Raw genomic sequence first — 15,637 nt, 5'->3', positions numbered from 1 at the left:
ACGGCAAGACGATCGTGGAGGATGCTGGTGAAGACCGCCCGTCGAGGGACACCTGGAGGCAGCAACGTGCGTCGGTTCGCCGCCGTGTCGTGGATCGCGATCCCGCTCGCCGGTGCCCTGGTGCTCTCGGGCTGCTCGTCGGCCAAGTCCGACGGCGACGACCTGCAGATCGTCGCGAACCCCGTGGCCGCGAAGCCGGCGGTCTCCCCCGCCGTGACCGTGAAGCCGGCCGGTCAGGTGCTCGCCACCGGAGCCGTCTCGGCCGTCGCCGTCGCCCAGGGGACCCTCGTCGTCGCTCTCGCTCAACCGCCGTCTTTGCAGCTCTACGATCTGGGCGCGCTCGCGTCACCCCCGGTGAATATGCCGTTATACGGCAAGGCGGAGAAGCTGTCCGTGGCGCCGGGGCGGGTCGAGATCGCGGAGCCGGCTCAAGGTGTGGTGCAGCAGCTGACGTTGCCGGACCGGAAGCTCACCGAGACGAAGACGGGTGGGCAGCCGGCGTCGAGCATCGCTTACGGCGCCGACCGGCTGGTCGCGATGGGGACGGCGAAGGATATCCAGCTGCTGCCGGTGACGGGTCCGGCGCGGACCATCGGCGGGCAGTTGTACAGCGCCGATGACGTCGTCGACACCGGCAAGGGTGTCGTGGTGCTGGACCGGCTGCGCACGGCCGTGTTCTCGGTCGACGTCGCCGCCGGGAAGGTCAACGAGGGCCTGCGCGCGGGTGACGGCGCCGCCAACGCCGTGGCGGACTCGTACGGGCGGGTGCTGGTGACGGACGCGCGGGCGGGTGCGCTGATCGCGTTCTCGGCTTCGCCGCTCATCATGCGCCAGCGCTACCCGGTGCCCGGGGGCGTGTACGGGATCGCCTACGACGCTCGGCGGAGCCTGGCCTGGGTGACGCTGACCGGACGCAACGAAGTGGTCGGGTTCGACGTCCGCGGTGGCGAGCCCGTCGAGAAGTTCAGGTTTCCCACCGTGCGCCAGCCGGACTCGGTCGGGGTGGACGAAACCAGCGGCCGGGTGATCGTCGGCTCGGCGGCCGGAGAAGGGACCCAGGTGATCCAGCCATGACGACGGTCAGCGAGGCGGTGGTCGAAGGGGATTGGGAGTATCGCCGCCTGCACCTCCCCCCGGGCGTGTCCCGGCGTGCGGCGGCGATCCAGCTCTCCATCCACGCGGAGTTCGCGGGCTGGGAGCTGCGCAACGTGCGGCTCTACGCCGACGGCACGCGCCGGGTCTGGCTGCGCCGCAAGAAAACCGCGGAGAGCCTCCCTGGCGCGCTGGCGACCTAACCGAACACGCGGTTCAGCCAGTCGGTCCAGGACTTCTCTTCCGCTTCGGCGTCCGCTCCCGGGGTGAAGAGGTGGTGGGACGCGACCATCGGGCCGTGGAAGCCCTTCATGAACCGGAGCATCGCGTCCGCCGTGCGGATCCCCACCGTCTGGTCGTTGGCCGCGTAAACGACACCGCCGAGGGAGACCCGGTCCCCGACCGCAGGCCGGGAAGACAGCCCCAGTGCCGTGCCCAGCTGAGCCCAGGCGGTGAGCCAGTCCCCCACCGGCGGGCCGAACGCCGTGACCGGCACCGCGGTCCGGCCGGCGAAGTGCGTGACGTACTCGACGAGGGTGCGGAAGAACAGCGCGCCACCGGTCGTCATCGCCTCGAACTCGTCCTCCCAGTCGTCGCCGGGCAGGAAGCCGCTCGTGACGCAGCGGACCACTGAACTGCCGCCGGTGCGGCCCTCGATGAGGAACTCGTAGGCGATCTTCCGGCCGTCGGGCGCCGGGTCGCTGCCGTAGACGAGCTTCTCGAGCGGGTCCCACTCCCGGATCCGGTACTCGGGCTCGTAGCCGCCGAACGCGCCCCGGATGACACCGCCGGTGCCGCCCTCGACCTCGTTGCGGCCCATGAACCACGAGTCGATGCCCGGCCCGGTGGCGATGGCCTCCCACACCTGCTCCGGCGTCGCGTCGACCTCGGCGACGTCGGTCAGCTCGAACTCATGCCCCACGAGGGTCCTCCGGGATGCTCGGGTGGACGGCGACGACCACCCGGTGCGGACGGCCCTTCTCGGCCGTCTCGTCGTGGTACTTGCCGACCAGGGTCGTGACGGCGGTCGCGAGCTCTTCGGCGAACGCCGCGCGGTCGGCCGCGGAGGCGAACCGGACCTCGCCGTCGAGCGCGAAGGTGGCGACGCGCTGCTGGGCCTTCGCCCCGCCGGTGATCAGCTGGCCGACGTCCCGCACCAGCCGGCCGGCGACGGCGAGCAGCCAGCGCGCCGAAAGCCGGTCCGGCGACTGGGCCGGGTCGGGCTGGACGGCGGCCAGCGCGGCCGGCGAGATGACGTACGACGACGCCGTCGCGCGCATCATCCGCTCGGTGACGTTGCCCTTCCGCCGCTCTTCGACCAGCTCCACCAGGCCGTGCGCTTCGAGCGTGCGCAGGTGGTAGTTGACCTTCTGGCGCGGGAGGTCGACCCGCGCCGCCAGCATCGTCGCGGACGCCGGCTCGGCCAGTTCGGCGAGCAGCCGGGCCCGGACCGGGTCCAGTGACACCTCGGCCGCCGACGCGTCTTCGATCACCGCCACGGAGAACATGGGTCCAGCATCGCTGCTGAAAAGAGAAGTTGTCAAGAACTCTCGTCTTGTCGGTGACTGGCGTTGACCATGGCGATGACCCGCGGCAGCACCTGCGCGGCGGCTTCCAGCGGCACGACGTGCCCGACGCCGGGCAGCACCACCGCCGTCCCCTCGTCGAGGCCGCCGGCCCACTGCTCGACGTCGGACGCGCGGACGATCCGGTCCCGCTCCCCCACGATCGCCGTCACCGGCAGGCCGCCGACCTGCGCCAACGCCGAGTCGCGCGCGTAGGCGTCCAGCGCCGGGCGGAACAGCGACACCGTGTGCGGCCAGTTGCCGCGGATCATCTTCACGGTCAGCTCGACCAGCTCCGGGTCCGGGTCGTCGCCGAACAGCCACCACCGCAGGCCCGCGCTCACCGCCCGGCTGGTGCGCTCGCGGACCACGCCGAAGAGCTTCGAGCCGAGCACCGCTTCGAGATCACGGGCCAGCTTCCCCAGCGCGTTCGGCCACGTCGCCGAGACCTCGGTGGCGAGCGTCCCCGACGACGTCGCGAGCAGCACCAGCCCGCACACTCGCTCCGCGAACAACTCCGGGTGGCGCTGCGACAACGACATGATCGCCAGGCCGCCCATGTCGTGCCCCACGAGCACCACGCGTCCTTCGGGGACTTCGCGCTCGAGCAGCTCGGCGAGGTCGTCGCCGAGCTGGGCCATGGTCGCGGTGCCGCGCCGCGCCCGCCCCGACCCGCCGTGGCCGCGCTGGTCGTAGGTCAGCACGGCCACCGGCCCGTCGGCCGCGTCCGGCACCAGCGGCGCGATCCGGCCCCAGCTGCGCTGGTCGAGCGCGTAGCCGTGGACGAACACCACGGTCACCGGCGCGGCCGGGTCGCCCCTGCGCACCACCTGCAGGGACGTGCCGTCGGCGAGCGCGAACGCGGTCATCAGCTGGTGCGCAGGAACCGGTCCAGCACGCGGGTGCCGAACTTCAGCGCCTCGACCGGGACGCGCTCGTCGACGCCGTGGAACAGCGCCGAGAAGTCGAGGTCGGCCGGCAGCTTGAGCGGCGCGAACCCGAAGTTGCGGATCCCGAGGTCCTGGAACGACTTCGCGTCGGTGCCGCCGGACAGCATGTACGGCAACGTCCTCGCGCCCGGGTCCTCGGCCAGCACCGCGGCGGTCATCGCGTCGACGAGGGCGCCGTCGAACGTCGTCTCGACCGGCGGGAGCTCCATCCACTCCTTCTCGATGTCCGGCCCGAGCAGCTCGTCGAGCTCGCGGTTGAACGCCTCGAGGCGGCCGGGCAGGATCCGGCAGTCCACCGTCGCCTCGGCGACCGACGGGATGACGTTCGACTTGTACCCCGCGGTGAGCATGGTCGGGTTGGCGGTGTCGCGCAGCGTCGCGCCGATCATCCGGGAGATGTTCCCGAGCTTGGCGACCGAGCCTTCGAGGTCGTCCTCGGGGAAGTCCCAGCCGGTGATCTCGGTGACGCCGGCGAGGAACTCCTTCACCGAGTCGGTCAGCACGAGCGGGAAGCGGTGGTTGCCGAGCTTCGCGACGGCGTCGGCCAGCTTCGTCACGGCGTTGTCGCGGTGGATCATCGAGCCGTGCCCGGCGGTGCCGCGCACGCGCAGCTTCATCCAGCGGATGCCCTTCTCCGCCGTCTCGATCAGGTACGCGCGGACGTCGTCCTTGAGCGTGATCGAGAAGCCGCCGACCTCGCTGATCGCCTCGGTGACGCCTTCGAACAGCTCGGGGCGGTTCTCGACGAGCCACTGGGCACCGTACTTGCCGCCCGCTTCTTCGTCGGCGAGGAAGGCGAAGACGAGGTCACGCGGGGGCACGACGTTGTTCATCTTGTAGTGGCGGGCCAGCGCGAGCGCCATCCCGCACATGTCCTTCATGTCGACCGCGCCGCGGCCCCAGACGTAGTCGTCCTGGACCGCGCCGGAGAAGGGGTGGACCGACCACTCGGACGGGTCGGCGGGCACGGCGTCGAGGTGGCCGTGGATGAGCAGCCCGCCACGCGTCCGGTCGGCGCCTTCGAGCCGGACGATCACGTTGTGCCGGTTCTTCCCGCCCGACTCGACGTAGGTGATCTCGTAGCCGGCGTCGGTCAGCTTCTCCGCGACGTACTCGGCCGCGGCCCGCTCGCCGACCAGCGTGTCGGGATCGCCGGTGTTGGTCGTGTCGATGCGGATGAGCTCGCTGGTCAGCGTGACGGCCTCGGCCGCGGCGGCTTCGATCAGGTTCGGTTCGGTCACCGGCCATTCCTATCACCCGGATGGCCGGGCGTGCTGGCTGCGCGCCTGGTGGGACCTTCGCGGGCGCCTCAGCGGACGCTCCGCGGCGCACCTCGGCCCGGAACGGCCTCACGACGGGCGAACGCCGGTGCCCGTTCCGGCCGGAAGCCCATGCCGACGAGGTACACGGGGAGGACGTGCAAGGCGGGGAACCGCAGGAACGCGGTGATCAGTGGCCCCGGCGGGCCGGCCTGCGTGCCCGACCGGATGGGGCCCGCGAGGTCGGTGTGCATGATCCGCTGCAGAGTCTGGACCAGAAATGTCGGCAGCGCGCGACGTCTTCGCACCCGCGCGAGGTCCTTCGTGGTCACGGTGCCGCCGCGGAGGGGCCCGGCCAGCAGGGCGGCGGTGGCCACCGCGTCCTGGACCGCCAGATTGATCCCCATCCCGCCCACCGGCGACATCGCGTGCGCGGCGTCGCCGATGCACAACAGCCCGTCGACGTGCCACCGGCGCAGCCGGTTCAGCTTCACCTCGAGGTGCTTCACGTCGTCCATCGAGCTCAGCTCACCGACACGGTCCGCACACTCCGGGAGCAGTCCGGCCACCTCGCGCCTGAACGCCTCGATGCCGCGTGCCCTCAGCTGTCCGTCCGTGCCCTTCGCCGCGACGTAGCCGATTTGGAAGTAGTCCTCCCGCGGGATGACCACGGCGAAGCACCCCCGTCCGGCCCGCCGCGTCAGCACCCCGTCCTGTTCCTCCTTCCGGCGGGAGAGCCGGAACCACCAGGTGTCGAACGGGATGTCGAACTCGGTCACCGGTAGGCCGGACGCCGCGCGCAGCCGGGAGCGCCGTCCGTCGCAGGCGACCGTGAGGTCGGCCCGGATCTCGCCCACGGCGCCGGCCGCGGTGCGGTAGGCGACTCCGGCCACCCGGCCGCGCTCCCGGATCGCCGAGGTGGCCTCGGTGCCCATCCGCAGGTGGAACGTGGGCTCGGCACGCCCGGCCTCGGCGAGCAGGTCGAGCAGGTCCCACTGGGGGACGATCGCCACGTACGGGTGCCGGACACCGAGCCGGCCCAGCTGCCCGAAGTCGCCGATCCGCCGCAGCCCGCCGCGCGCGTCCGGCAGGAGCACCTCGGTGACCCTGGACTGCGGCAGTTCCGCGAAGCGCTCCCCCAAGCCCAGCTCGTCGAGCACGGCGAGGGTGGCGGGATGGACGGTGTCCCCTCGGAAGTCGTGCCGGAAGTCATCGTGCTTCTCCAGCACGGTGACGTCCACCCCGGCCCGCGCCAGCAGCAGGCCGAGCATCATCCCCGCCGGGCCCCCGCCCACGACGCAACACGTCGTCCGTTCCATTCGTGCCCCCTCCGGTGATCTCCTCCACCACGGAACCGATCAACGGAGAACATCATTCCGGCGACGTGACCCGGCTGGGGCTCAACCGCGGAGTTGCGGCGCCGGTCGCGAAATCCTGGGCGACATCGGGCAACCGCGTTGCCTCGTCGGGCACGGAGCAGCGGCCGCAGGTGCTGGTTCAGCACTCGCGACGCCTCTTCGGCATCATGCGCGTCGAGGGCGGTGGCCGACTGACTCGTCAGTCAAAGCGCGTCGCAACTCCGCTCAACCACAACGTTTCACGATCGTCCCGAGCGGAGTATTGCGATTATCGCAACGCGGGGTTACCGTCTTCTGGCATGGACGAAACCGCGGAGCTGCGGGACCGGGTCCGCGGTCTGGTCAAGGCCATGCCGGGAGCCCAGCGGGAGTTCGCCGCCGCGATCGGGCTCGACGAAACGAAACTGTCCAAGGCGCTGAACGGCACTCGCCGGTTTTCGCCGCACGAACTGGTCCGCGTCGCCGAACACTGCGGCGTCACGGTCAACTGGCTGCTCAACGGCAGCGACGACGCGGTCACCGTCACGGCGGTGCCCGCGCCGGCCACCCGCCTCGCGAGCGACGACCCCGACCACCTCGCCCAGTCCGAGCCGCGCCGACGCATCCTCGAGACGGCGTGGACGCTGATCGCCGAACGCGGCTACCACAAGGTGCGCATCGCCGACATCGCCGAGGCGTGCGGCACCAGCACCGCGGCCATCCACTACCACTTCCCGAGCAAGACCGAGGTCCTCAACGAAGCGCTGCGGCGCAACGTGAAGCTCGCGTTCGACCGCCAGGTCGCCGAGCTGCATTCGATCGCCGACGCGCACGAGCGGCTGTGCCGCCTGGTCGAGCTGCAGCTGCCGACCGACGGCGTCCTGCGCGCCGAGTGGTCGGTGTGGCTGCAGGTGTGGAACGAGGTCGCGCTCGACCCGTCGTTCCGCTCGCTCTACACCGACTCCATCGACCGCTGGTACCGCACGATCGCGATGACCATCCGCTCCGGCTGCGAGCAAGGCGTCTTCTCGGTGACCGACCCGGTCGCCGCGACCACCCGCCTGACGGCACTGATCGACGGCCTCGGCATCCAGGTGCTGACCGGCCGCCCGGGCAGCACGGCCGAGAGCATGCGAGAACACCTGCACGACTTCATCGAGAGGTCCATCGTGAAAGGGGACTGATGAACCACGAGGTCATCGTCACCTGCGCCCTCACCGGCGCCGGCGACACCGTCGGCCGGAGCCCGCACGTGCCCGTCACGCCCGCGCAGATCGCCGCGAGCGCCGTCGAGGCCGCGAACGCCGGGGCCGCCGTCGTGCACATCCACGTCCGGGATCCCGAGACCGGGTCGCCGTCGCGGGACGTCGCGCTCTACCGCGAAGTCGTGCGGCTGGTGAAAGAGTCCGATGTGGACGTCGTCGTCAACCTGACCGCGGGCATGGGCGGCGACCTGGTCATCGACCAGGGAGACCCGCTCAAGCCCGTCGACGGCACCGATCTCGTGAACGCCATGGACCGGCTCCCCCACGTCGAAGAGCTGCTCCCGGACATCTGCACCCTCGACTGCGGCTCCCTCAACTTCGGCGAGGGCAGCCAGCTCTACGTGTCCACTCCGGACATGCTGCGCGCCGGTGCGAAGCGGATCCAGGAGCTGGGCGTCAAGCCGGAGCTGGAGATCTTCGACACCGGGCACCTGTGGTTCGCGTCCAAGATGGTCGAAGAGGGCCTGATCGACGCTCCTCCGCTCTTCCAGCTCTGCATGGGCATCCCCTACGGCGCGCCGGTCGACCCCGGGCTGTTGCAGGCGATGGTCAAGCTGCTGCCGGACAACGCGCAGTGGGCGTCGTTCGCCATCGGCCGGGACCAGATGCCGTGGGTCGCGCAGTCCGTGCTGCTCGGCGGCCACGTCCGGGTGGGGCTGGAGGACAACCTCTACCTCGCGAAGGGCGTCAAGGCGACCAACGGGCAGCTCGTCGAGCGCGCCGTCGGGATCGTGCAGGACCTCGGCGCCACCGTGGTAAGCGCTTCCCGCGCCCGCGAGATCCTCGGTCTGAAAGAGCGCGTGCATGCCTGAGACCGTCGCGTGCGTCGGCGCCGGCGTCATCGGCGGCGGCTGGGTCGCGCACTTCCTCGCCCAGGGCTTCCGCGTCCACGCCTGGGACCCGGCGCCGGACGCCGAAGCGAAGCTGAAACGGCTCGTCGACGCCGCCTGGCCCGCGCTCACCTCACTGGGCCTGAAGAACGGCGCGACCCGCGACAACCTCGTCGTCGCGCCGACCCTCACCGAGGCCGTCGCCGACGCCGTCTTCGTCCAGGAAAGCGCCCCCGAGGACCTGCCGCTCAAGCAGAAGCTCCTCTCCGAGATCGACGCCGCGACCCCGCCCGGGATCGTCATCGCCTCCTCGACGTCGGGCTACGGCATGACCGAGATGCAGGCGGACGCCGCGACGCCCGAACGGCTCGTCGTCGGGCACCCGTTCAACCCGCCCTACCTCATCCCCCTGGTCGAGGTCGTCGGCGGCGCACGCACCGAGGCCTGGGCGGTCGAGCACGCCGCGGACTTCTACCGGCGCGTCGGCAAGACCGTGATCACCATGGACCGCGAGGTCCCCGGCTTCATCGCCAACCGGCTCCAGGAGGCGCTCTGGCGCGAGGCCCTGCACATGGTCGCGAACGGCGAGGCCACGGTCGAGCAGATCGACACCGCCATCACCGACGGCCCCGGCCTGCGCTGGCCGGTCCAGGGCCCGATGCTCACCTTCCACCTCGCGGGCGGTGAGGGCGGCATGGCGCACATGCTCGACCACTTCGGGCCGTCGCTGAAGTCGCCGTGGACCCGGCTCGAGGCCCCCGAGCTGACCACCGGACTCCGCGACGCCGTGGTCGAGGGCTGCGAAGACGAAGCCGGGGACCGCACGATCGCCGACCTCATCGCCGAACGCGACCGGGCGATCATCGCCATCCAGCGCGCGGTCGAGGAGGCGCGCGATGGCTGAGCTGTCCTACCGCGACCGCGTCCGGCCGGAGTGGATCGACTACAACGGCCACCTGTCCGAGCCGTACTACGTCCTGGTCTTCGGCGACGCGACGACGCACCTGATGCACACCGTCGGCCTCGGCCCGGAGCACAGCGGCTCCTCGCTGTACACAGTGGAGGCGCACATCCGCTACCTGCGGGAAGTCGGCCCGGACACCGAACTGGACGTCACGACGAGAGTGCTAGACGTCGGCGGGAAGAAGGTCCGGCTCTGCCACGAGATGCGCGTCGGCGGGGACCTCGTCGCCACCGAGGAGATCCTGGCGATCCACGTCACCGAGAGCAGAGCATCGCCGCTCCCCGCCGACGTCGCGGAGCGGCTGCGCGGCTACCTCAACCCGGTCCCGGACTACGCGGGGCGCGCCATCGCCTGACCCGAACGCCCGCTCCCACCGGAAGTCCCCACCATGGCAGAGCGATGCAGTCCCCTCACCCGGCGCAGGTTCCTGGCCGCCACCGGTGTCGCCGTGCTGGCGGCCGGCTGCGGCGCGACGTACGCCGCCCCGGTGCCGACCGGGCCGCCCCGCTCCGGCGGCCGGCTGCGCGTCGGCGTCACCGGCGGCGGCGCGTCCGACACGCTCGACCCGCACATCCCGGCGACCAACCCGGACATCGCGCGGGTCATCAACCTCTACGAGCCGCTGCTCCACCGCGACCACGACTACCGGCTGGAGTTCCTGGTCGCCCGATCCCTGACGGCGTCGCCGGACGCCCGGACGTGGACCGCCGTCCTGCGCGACGGCGTCAAGTTCCACGACGGCCGCCCGGTGACGCCGGCCGACGTCGTCGCCACCTTCAAGCGGATCATGGACCCGAAGGACCCCAAGAGCGGCGCGGCCGGGCTGACCATGCTGGCCGAGGTGGCCCCGAGCGGCGACCGGGCCGTCGAGTTCCGGCTGAGCACGCCGAACGCCGGTTTCGACGACCTGCTCGGCCAGTACTCGCTCGGCATCGTCCCGGCGGACTTCGACCTGAAGCGCCCGATCGGCACCGGCCCGTTCAAGGCCGGGTCGTTCGCCGTCGGGCAGCAGAGCACGTTCACCCGCAACGAGCACTACTGGCACCCCGGGCAGCCCTACCTCGACGAACTGGTGCTGATCAACTTCGCCGACGACGACGCCCGGATCAACGCCCTGCTGTCGTCCCAGGTGGACGCCATCGACCAGGTGCCGGTGGCCCTCGTCGACGTCCTGAACAGCGACCCGCGGATCCAGGTGCTCACCGCCGAGACCGGCACGTGGCTGCCGTTCACCATGCGGGTCGACCGGCCGCCGTTCGACGACGTCCGCGTGCGCCAGGCCATGCGGCTGGTCGTCGACCGGGAGCAGATGATCAACCAGGTCCTCAGTGGACAGGGCAGGCTCGGCAACGACCTCTACGCGCCGTTCGACTCGGCTTACGCGAAAGAACTTCCCCAGCGCAAGCAGGACATCACCAGGGCGAAGCAGCTCCTCGCCGAAGCCGGGCACTCCACTTTGGACGTCGAGCTGGTCACCGCGCCGATCCAGGCGGGCGCGGTCGAAGCGGCGCAGGTGTTCCAGCAGCAGGCCAAGGCGGCGGGCATCACCGTCAAGATCCGCAAGCTGGACACCACGACGTTCTACGGCGAGAACTACCTGTCCTGGGACTTCGCCCAGGACTTCTGGTACACCCGCAACTACCTGCCGCAGGTCGCGAACGGCTCGTTGCCGAAGTCGCCGTACAACGAGACGCACTGGCAGGACCCGGAGTTCGTCGACCTCGTCACCCGCGCCGGGTCCACAGTGGACCCAAAGGTCCGGGCGGACCTGCTGCGACGGGCTCAGAAGATCGAGTACGAACGCGGCGGGCTGATCATCTGGGGGTTCGTCAACCAGGTCGACGCCCACCAGAAGTACGTCGCCGGGCTCGTCCCGGACCGCACCGGGGTTTCGCTGAGCGGCTACCAGTTCCGCACCGCCTGGCTCGGCACGAGCGGGGAGGCGTGACATGACCCGACTGATCCTGCGCCGGCTGCTCGTCAGCGTCCTCGTGCTCTGGGTGGTGTCGCTGCTGGTCTTCGTCGCGACGCTGCTGCTGCCCGGCGATCCCGCCCGGGCCATCCTCGGCCAGCAGGCCACCCCCGAGCGCGTCGCGGCGCTGCAGCACCAGCTGCACCTGGACCTGCCGGTGTGGCAGCGCTACCTCGAGTGGCTCGGCGGGCTGTTCACCGGCGACCTCGGGACGTCGACGTCCACCCAGGGCCCGGTGACGGCCCTGATCGGCGACCGGATCTCGGCGTCGCTGGTGCTGCTGGTGGTCGCCGCGGTGCTCGCCACCCCGCTCGGGCTGGGCCTCGGCACGTGGAGCGCGATCCGCCGCGACCGGGCCACCGACCAGGCGATCTCCGGGGTGAGCCTGGTCATCGCCGCGCTGCCGGAGTTCGTCATCGGCGTCGCGCTGGTCGTGCTGCTGTCCACGACGGTGTTCAAGATCTTCCCGTCGGTGACGATCACCCCGCCCGGCGAGGCGGTGTGGCGCCAGCCGGCCCAGCTCGTGCTGCCGGTGCTCACGCTCGTGCTGGTCGTGACGCCGTACATCACGCGGATGATGCGGGCGACCATGAACGAGGTCCTCGACAGCGGGTACGTCGAGATGGCCCGGCTCAAGGGCATGCGCGAACGGACGGTCCTGGTCCGGCACGCGTTGCCGCACGCGATCGGCCCGGTCGCGCAGGTCGTCGCGCTGCAGCTGGCGTGGCTGGCCGGCGGGGTCGTGGTCGTCGAGTTCCTGTTCCGCTACCCCGGGATCGGGCAGGCGCTGATCGACGCGGTCCGCAAGCGGGACGTCGCCGTCGTCCAGGCGATCACGCTGCTCATCGCGGGCGTCTACATCGTCGTGAACCTCCTCGCGGATGTCGTCGGCATCCTCGCCGACCCGAAACTGCGCACGGAGGCAGGCCGATGACCGCCGTCGAACTCCCCCGCACCGCCACCCCCGACGCCCCGCCGGCGCGCCCGGGCGGGCTCTTCCGCACCGCCTGGACGTTCCCGCAGGCCAAGATCGGGGCGGCGCTGACCCTGGTCGTGGTGCTGATCGCCCTGCTCGGGCCGTGGCTCGGCCCGGTGCTGACCGGGCACACCACGACCGACTTCGCCGGGAAGCCGTTCAAGCACGACGGCGTCTTCGGCACCGACGGCCTCGGCCGCGACGTGCTGACGCGGTTCCTCGCGGGCGGGACGACGTTGCTGCTCTACGCGGTGCTCGCGACCGTGCTCGGGATCGTGCTGGGCGCGCTGCTCGGCATGGTCGCCGGGTACGGCGGCGGCCGGCTCGACAGCCTGCTGATGCGCGGCAACGACGTCCTGCTGTCGTTCCCGCAGCTGGTGATCGCCCTGCTGGCGATCGCGGTGATCGGGCCGGAGGGCTGGCTGCTCGTGCTGGTCATCGGGCTGACGCACGCGCCGCGGACCGCGCGGGTGGCCCGGCAGGCGACCGTCGCCGTGCGCGGCCAGGACTACATCCGGGCCGCCGAGATGTACGCCGTGCCGCGGTCGCGGATCCTGCTGCGGGAGATCCTGCCGAACATCACCGGCCCGCTCATGGTCGAGATCGGGCTGCGGCTGACCTACTCGATCGGGTACATCGCCTCGCTGTCGTTCCTCGGCCTGGGCATCCAGCCGCCGTCGGCCGACTGGGGCCTGATGATCAACGAGAACCGGATCGCGCTGGTCGTCCAGCCCTGGGGCGTGCTGTTGCCGGTGCTGGCGATCGCCGCGCTGACCGTGGGAACCAACCTGGTGGCCGACGCGCTGGCCTCGGCCGCCGCCGGCCGGAAGCGGGAGGCCCGCCGATGAACGCCGCTCTCGAGGTCACCGGGCTCACGGTGTCCACCGTCGCCGGGGCGTGCGTCTTGGACGACGTCTCCTTCGCCGTCGCACCGGGCGAAGTCCTGGCACTGGTCGGCGAGTCCGGCTCCGGCAAGACCACCGCCGGCCTGGCCGCGCTCGGCCACTTCCGGCGCGGGCTCGCGGTGTCCGGCGGGCGGATCACGGTGGGTGACGCCGACGTCCTCGCGCTGGACGCCGGGGGCCGGCGACGGCTGCGCGGGAGCACGGTCGCCTACATCCCGCAGGACCCGGCGCTGTCGCTCAACCCGGCGCTGCGGATCGGGCTGCAGATCGCGGAGGTCCTCCAGACGCACGGCCACCCGGGCTCGGTCGACGAGCGCGTCGGAGAGGTGCTCGCGGAGGTCGGGCTGCCGTCGGACCCGGCGTACCGCCGCCGCTACCCGCACCAGCTTTCCGGCGGGCAGCAGCAGCGCGTCGGCATCGCGATGGCGTTCGCGTGCCGGCCGGCCGTCGTGGTCCTGGACGAGCCGACGACCGGGCTGGACGTCGTCACGCAGTCCCTCGTCCTGAAAACGGTCCGGTCGCTGACCGCGGAACACGGCGTCGCCGCCCTGTACATCACCCACGACCTCGCGGTGGTCTCCGAGATCGCCGACCGGGTCGCCGTGATGTACCACGGCTCGATCGTCGAGTGCGGTCCGGCGGCGTCCGTGCTGCGGACGCCGTCGCACGCCTACACGCGGCGCTTGCTGGACGCCGTACCCGATCCGGACGCCACCTCCACCCCGCCGCCTCCCGACGATCCGCTCCTCGCGGCGCGCGGCGTGTCCGTCTCGTATGGACACAACGTGGTGCTGCGCGAGGTGGACGTCTCGGTCGCACGCGGCGAGTGCCTGATGCTCCTCGGCGAATCCGGTTCCGGGAAGACGACGCTGTCGCAGTGCATCGCGGGGCTGGCTTCCGCGTACGACGGGACGGTTTCACTGGCGGGCACCGGGCTGGCGGCCGCCACGCGGCACCGGACCGACGAGCAGCGGCGCCGGATCCAGTACGTGTTCCAGAGCCCGTTCTCCTCGCTCAACCCGCGCAAGACGGTCGCCCAGTCGATCGAGGTGCCGTTGACGCGGCTGACGTCGCTGTCGCGTGCCGAACGCCGCGCGCGGGTCGGTGAGGTGCTCGACCGGGTCCGGCTCGGCCGGGCGCTGGCCGACCGGCTGCCGGACCAGCTCAGCGGCGGCGAGCGGCAACGGGCCGCCATCGCCCGCGCGCTGGTGACCACCCCGGACGTGCTGGTGTGCGACGAGGTGACGTCCGCGCTGGACGTCTCGGTGCAGGCGACGATCATCGAGCTGCTGGGCGAGCTGCGCCGCGAGCTGGGAATGGCGATGGTGTTCGTGACGCACAACATCGCGCTGGCCGGCGAGGTCGCCGACCGGATCGCCGTGCTCCAGGGCGGCTCGATCGTCGAGGAGGGGCCGGTACGGACGGTGCTGAGCGCGCCGTCGCACGCGTACACGCGGGAGTTGCTCGCCGCGACGCCGCGCCTGTGAAGGGCACCGTGGCGCCGGGGTTCGAGCCGGTGCGCGACGCGTTCGCGTCGGTACTGGCCCGGACCGGCGGCGGGGCGGCGTTCAGCGTCGTGCGCCGGGGCGAGGTGCTGGCCGAGCTGTGGGGCGGGCCGGGCTGGACGCGGGACACCCTCGTGGTGCTGTTCTCCGGGACCAAGGGCGTGGTGGCCACGGTGATGGCGCTGCTCCGGATCGACCCCACGTCCCCGGTGTCGAGGTACTGGCCGGAGTTCCCGTCGGGGGACGTGGCGCACGTGCTGTCCCACACGATCGGGCTGCCGTACGTCGAAGCGGAAGTGTCCTTCCTGGACAATCGCGCGAACGCTCTCGCCCTGGCTTCGCAACGTCCCTTGTGGACGCCCGGGTCGCGGGTCGCCTATCACGCGGCGACCTACGGCTACCTGTGCACGGAGCTGATCCGCCGGGTCACCGGCACGTCCGCGGGAGCTGTCGTGCGCTCCCTCCTGGGCGGCTTCGACATCCACCTGGGCACGCCGCCGTCGGAGGACCACCGGGTCGCGTGGCTGAGGCGGTCGCCGGACTACCGGATCAGCACGTTCCTGCACGATCCCGCCCGGCGCCGGATCGTGGACAAGATGTACCACGGGCTGCTGGAACCGGACACGATCAACTCGGCGGCGTACCGCCGGGCGGAGCTGGCCGCGGGCGGCGCGACCGGCTCGGCGGCGGCGATGGCCCGGCTCTACGACCGGATCTGCGCGGGCCTGGTCCCGCCTTCGGTGCTCGCCGAGGCGACCTCGACGTGGTCCTCGGGGACGGACGCGATCAACGACCGCCCGGTCCGCTTCGGCTTGGGTTACGAGCTGGCCGACTCGCTGGGTACGTACGGGCCGGCGAAGACGGCGTTCGGCCACTCGGGCGCCGGCGGCGGGCGGCACGGGGCGTGGCCGGAGGAGGAGCTGGGGTTTTCGTTCACGACGAGCGAGCTGCAGCCGGAGGACACGGACCGGCGGGGCTCGCTGCTGCTGGAAGCCCTGGCCGGCTGCCTCTGACTCG

General features: G+C 71.6%; 16 protein-coding genes. 11 read left to right on the top strand and 5 right to left on the bottom strand.

The window, feature by feature from the left end:
* Positions 1 to 66 precede the first annotated feature (66 nt).
* Both ABZ342_RS20935 and ABZ342_RS20930 read left to right on the top strand, forming a co-directional pair.
* A complete protein-coding gene (locus ABZ342_RS20935) occupies positions 67 to 1,074 on the top strand; it encodes a hypothetical protein (protein WP_360475391.1) in 1,008 nt (335 codons plus the stop codon).
* Positions 1,071 to 1,295, top strand: coding sequence for a DUF5703 family protein (locus ABZ342_RS20930; RefSeq protein ID WP_360475388.1), 225 nt, complete (start codon positions 1,071 to 1,073; stop codon positions 1,293 to 1,295). The genes ABZ342_RS20935 and ABZ342_RS20930 overlap by 4 nt, the downstream gene beginning before the upstream one ends.
* On the opposite strand, the gene ABZ342_RS20925 is transcribed toward ABZ342_RS20930, so the two are convergent.
* The 5 genes from ABZ342_RS20925 to ABZ342_RS20905 form a co-directional block, all read right to left on the bottom strand.
* Positions 1,292 to 2,014, bottom strand: coding sequence for an SRPBCC domain-containing protein (locus ABZ342_RS20925; protein WP_360475385.1), 723 nt, complete (start codon positions 2,012 to 2,014; stop codon positions 1,292 to 1,294). The genes ABZ342_RS20930 and ABZ342_RS20925 overlap by 4 nt on opposite strands.
* Positions 2,004 to 2,600: a helix-turn-helix domain-containing protein gene (locus ABZ342_RS20920; RefSeq protein WP_196425380.1), complete on the bottom strand. Its 597-nt coding sequence runs from the start codon at positions 2,598 to 2,600 to the stop codon at positions 2,004 to 2,006. The genes ABZ342_RS20925 and ABZ342_RS20920 overlap by 11 nt, the downstream gene beginning before the upstream one ends.
* A gap of 32 nt (positions 2,601 to 2,632) precedes the next feature.
* Positions 2,633 to 3,526 (bottom strand): alpha/beta hydrolase, encoded by an 894-nt coding sequence (locus ABZ342_RS20915; RefSeq protein WP_360475382.1) that lies wholly within the window; start codon positions 3,524 to 3,526, stop codon positions 2,633 to 2,635.
* Positions 3,526 to 4,848, bottom strand: a complete 1,323-nt coding sequence (locus ABZ342_RS20910; protein WP_360475379.1) for a M20/M25/M40 family metallo-hydrolase — start codon at positions 4,846 to 4,848, stop codon at positions 3,526 to 3,528. Before ABZ342_RS20910 ends, ABZ342_RS20915 begins: the two co-directional genes overlap by 1 nt.
* Positions 4,849 to 4,916: 68 nt before the next feature.
* Positions 4,917 to 6,185, bottom strand: coding sequence for an FAD-dependent oxidoreductase (locus ABZ342_RS20905; protein WP_360475376.1), 1,269 nt, complete (start codon positions 6,183 to 6,185; stop codon positions 4,917 to 4,919).
* Between the two features lie 338 nt (positions 6,186 to 6,523).
* Between ABZ342_RS20905 and ABZ342_RS20900 the strand changes: the two genes are divergently transcribed.
* Genes ABZ342_RS20900 through ABZ342_RS20860 form a run of 9 tightly spaced genes read left to right on the top strand, consistent with a single transcriptional unit; the run spans position 6,524 to position 15,633 of the window.
* The gene (locus ABZ342_RS20900) at positions 6,524 to 7,387 is read left to right on the top strand and encodes a TetR/AcrR family transcriptional regulator (RefSeq protein WP_360475373.1); all 864 of its coding nucleotides are present in this window, start codon (positions 6,524 to 6,526) and stop codon (positions 7,385 to 7,387) included.
* A complete protein-coding gene (locus ABZ342_RS20895; RefSeq protein ID WP_360475370.1) occupies positions 7,387 to 8,280 on the top strand; it encodes a 3-keto-5-aminohexanoate cleavage protein in 894 nt (297 codons plus the stop codon). Before ABZ342_RS20900 ends, ABZ342_RS20895 begins: the two co-directional genes overlap by 1 nt.
* Positions 8,273 to 9,202 carry a 3-hydroxyacyl-CoA dehydrogenase NAD-binding domain-containing protein gene (locus ABZ342_RS20890; protein ID WP_360475367.1) on the top strand — a complete coding sequence of 310 codons (930 nt, stop codon included), beginning with the start codon at positions 8,273 to 8,275 and terminating at the stop codon, positions 9,200 to 9,202. Before ABZ342_RS20895 ends, ABZ342_RS20890 begins: the two co-directional genes overlap by 8 nt.
* On the top strand, positions 9,195 to 9,617 hold the full coding sequence (locus ABZ342_RS20885; protein ID WP_360475364.1) for a thioesterase family protein: 423 nt from the start codon (positions 9,195 to 9,197) through the stop codon (positions 9,615 to 9,617). The genes ABZ342_RS20890 and ABZ342_RS20885 overlap by 8 nt, the downstream gene beginning before the upstream one ends.
* Positions 9,618 to 9,650: 33 nt before the next feature.
* On the top strand, positions 9,651 to 11,210 hold the full coding sequence (locus tag ABZ342_RS20880; protein ID WP_360475361.1) for an ABC transporter substrate-binding protein: 1,560 nt from the start codon (positions 9,651 to 9,653) through the stop codon (positions 11,208 to 11,210).
* Between the two features lies 1 nt (position 11,211).
* Positions 11,212 to 12,168: an ABC transporter permease gene (locus tag ABZ342_RS20875; protein ID WP_360475358.1), complete on the top strand. Its 957-nt coding sequence runs from the start codon at positions 11,212 to 11,214 to the stop codon at positions 12,166 to 12,168.
* Positions 12,165 to 13,058, top strand: a complete 894-nt coding sequence (locus ABZ342_RS20870) for an ABC transporter permease (protein ID WP_155543963.1) — start codon at positions 12,165 to 12,167, stop codon at positions 13,056 to 13,058. Before ABZ342_RS20875 ends, ABZ342_RS20870 begins: the two co-directional genes overlap by 4 nt.
* Positions 13,055 to 14,602, top strand: a complete 1,548-nt coding sequence (locus ABZ342_RS20865; protein WP_360475355.1) for an ABC transporter ATP-binding protein — start codon at positions 13,055 to 13,057, stop codon at positions 14,600 to 14,602. Before ABZ342_RS20870 ends, ABZ342_RS20865 begins: the two co-directional genes overlap by 4 nt.
* Positions 14,599 to 15,633, top strand: coding sequence for a serine hydrolase domain-containing protein (locus ABZ342_RS20860; RefSeq protein ID WP_360475352.1), 1,035 nt, complete (start codon positions 14,599 to 14,601; stop codon positions 15,631 to 15,633). Before ABZ342_RS20865 ends, ABZ342_RS20860 begins: the two co-directional genes overlap by 4 nt.
* The last annotated feature ends 4 nt before the right edge of the window (positions 15,634 to 15,637 follow it).

This window comes from Amycolatopsis sp. NPDC005961, from assembly GCF_040629235.1.
Lineage (GTDB): Bacteria > Actinomycetota > Actinomycetes > Mycobacteriales > Pseudonocardiaceae > Amycolatopsis > Amycolatopsis camponoti.
Note: the sequence above shows the minus strand (reverse complement) of the source record. Positions and strands in the feature narration are given on the sequence as shown.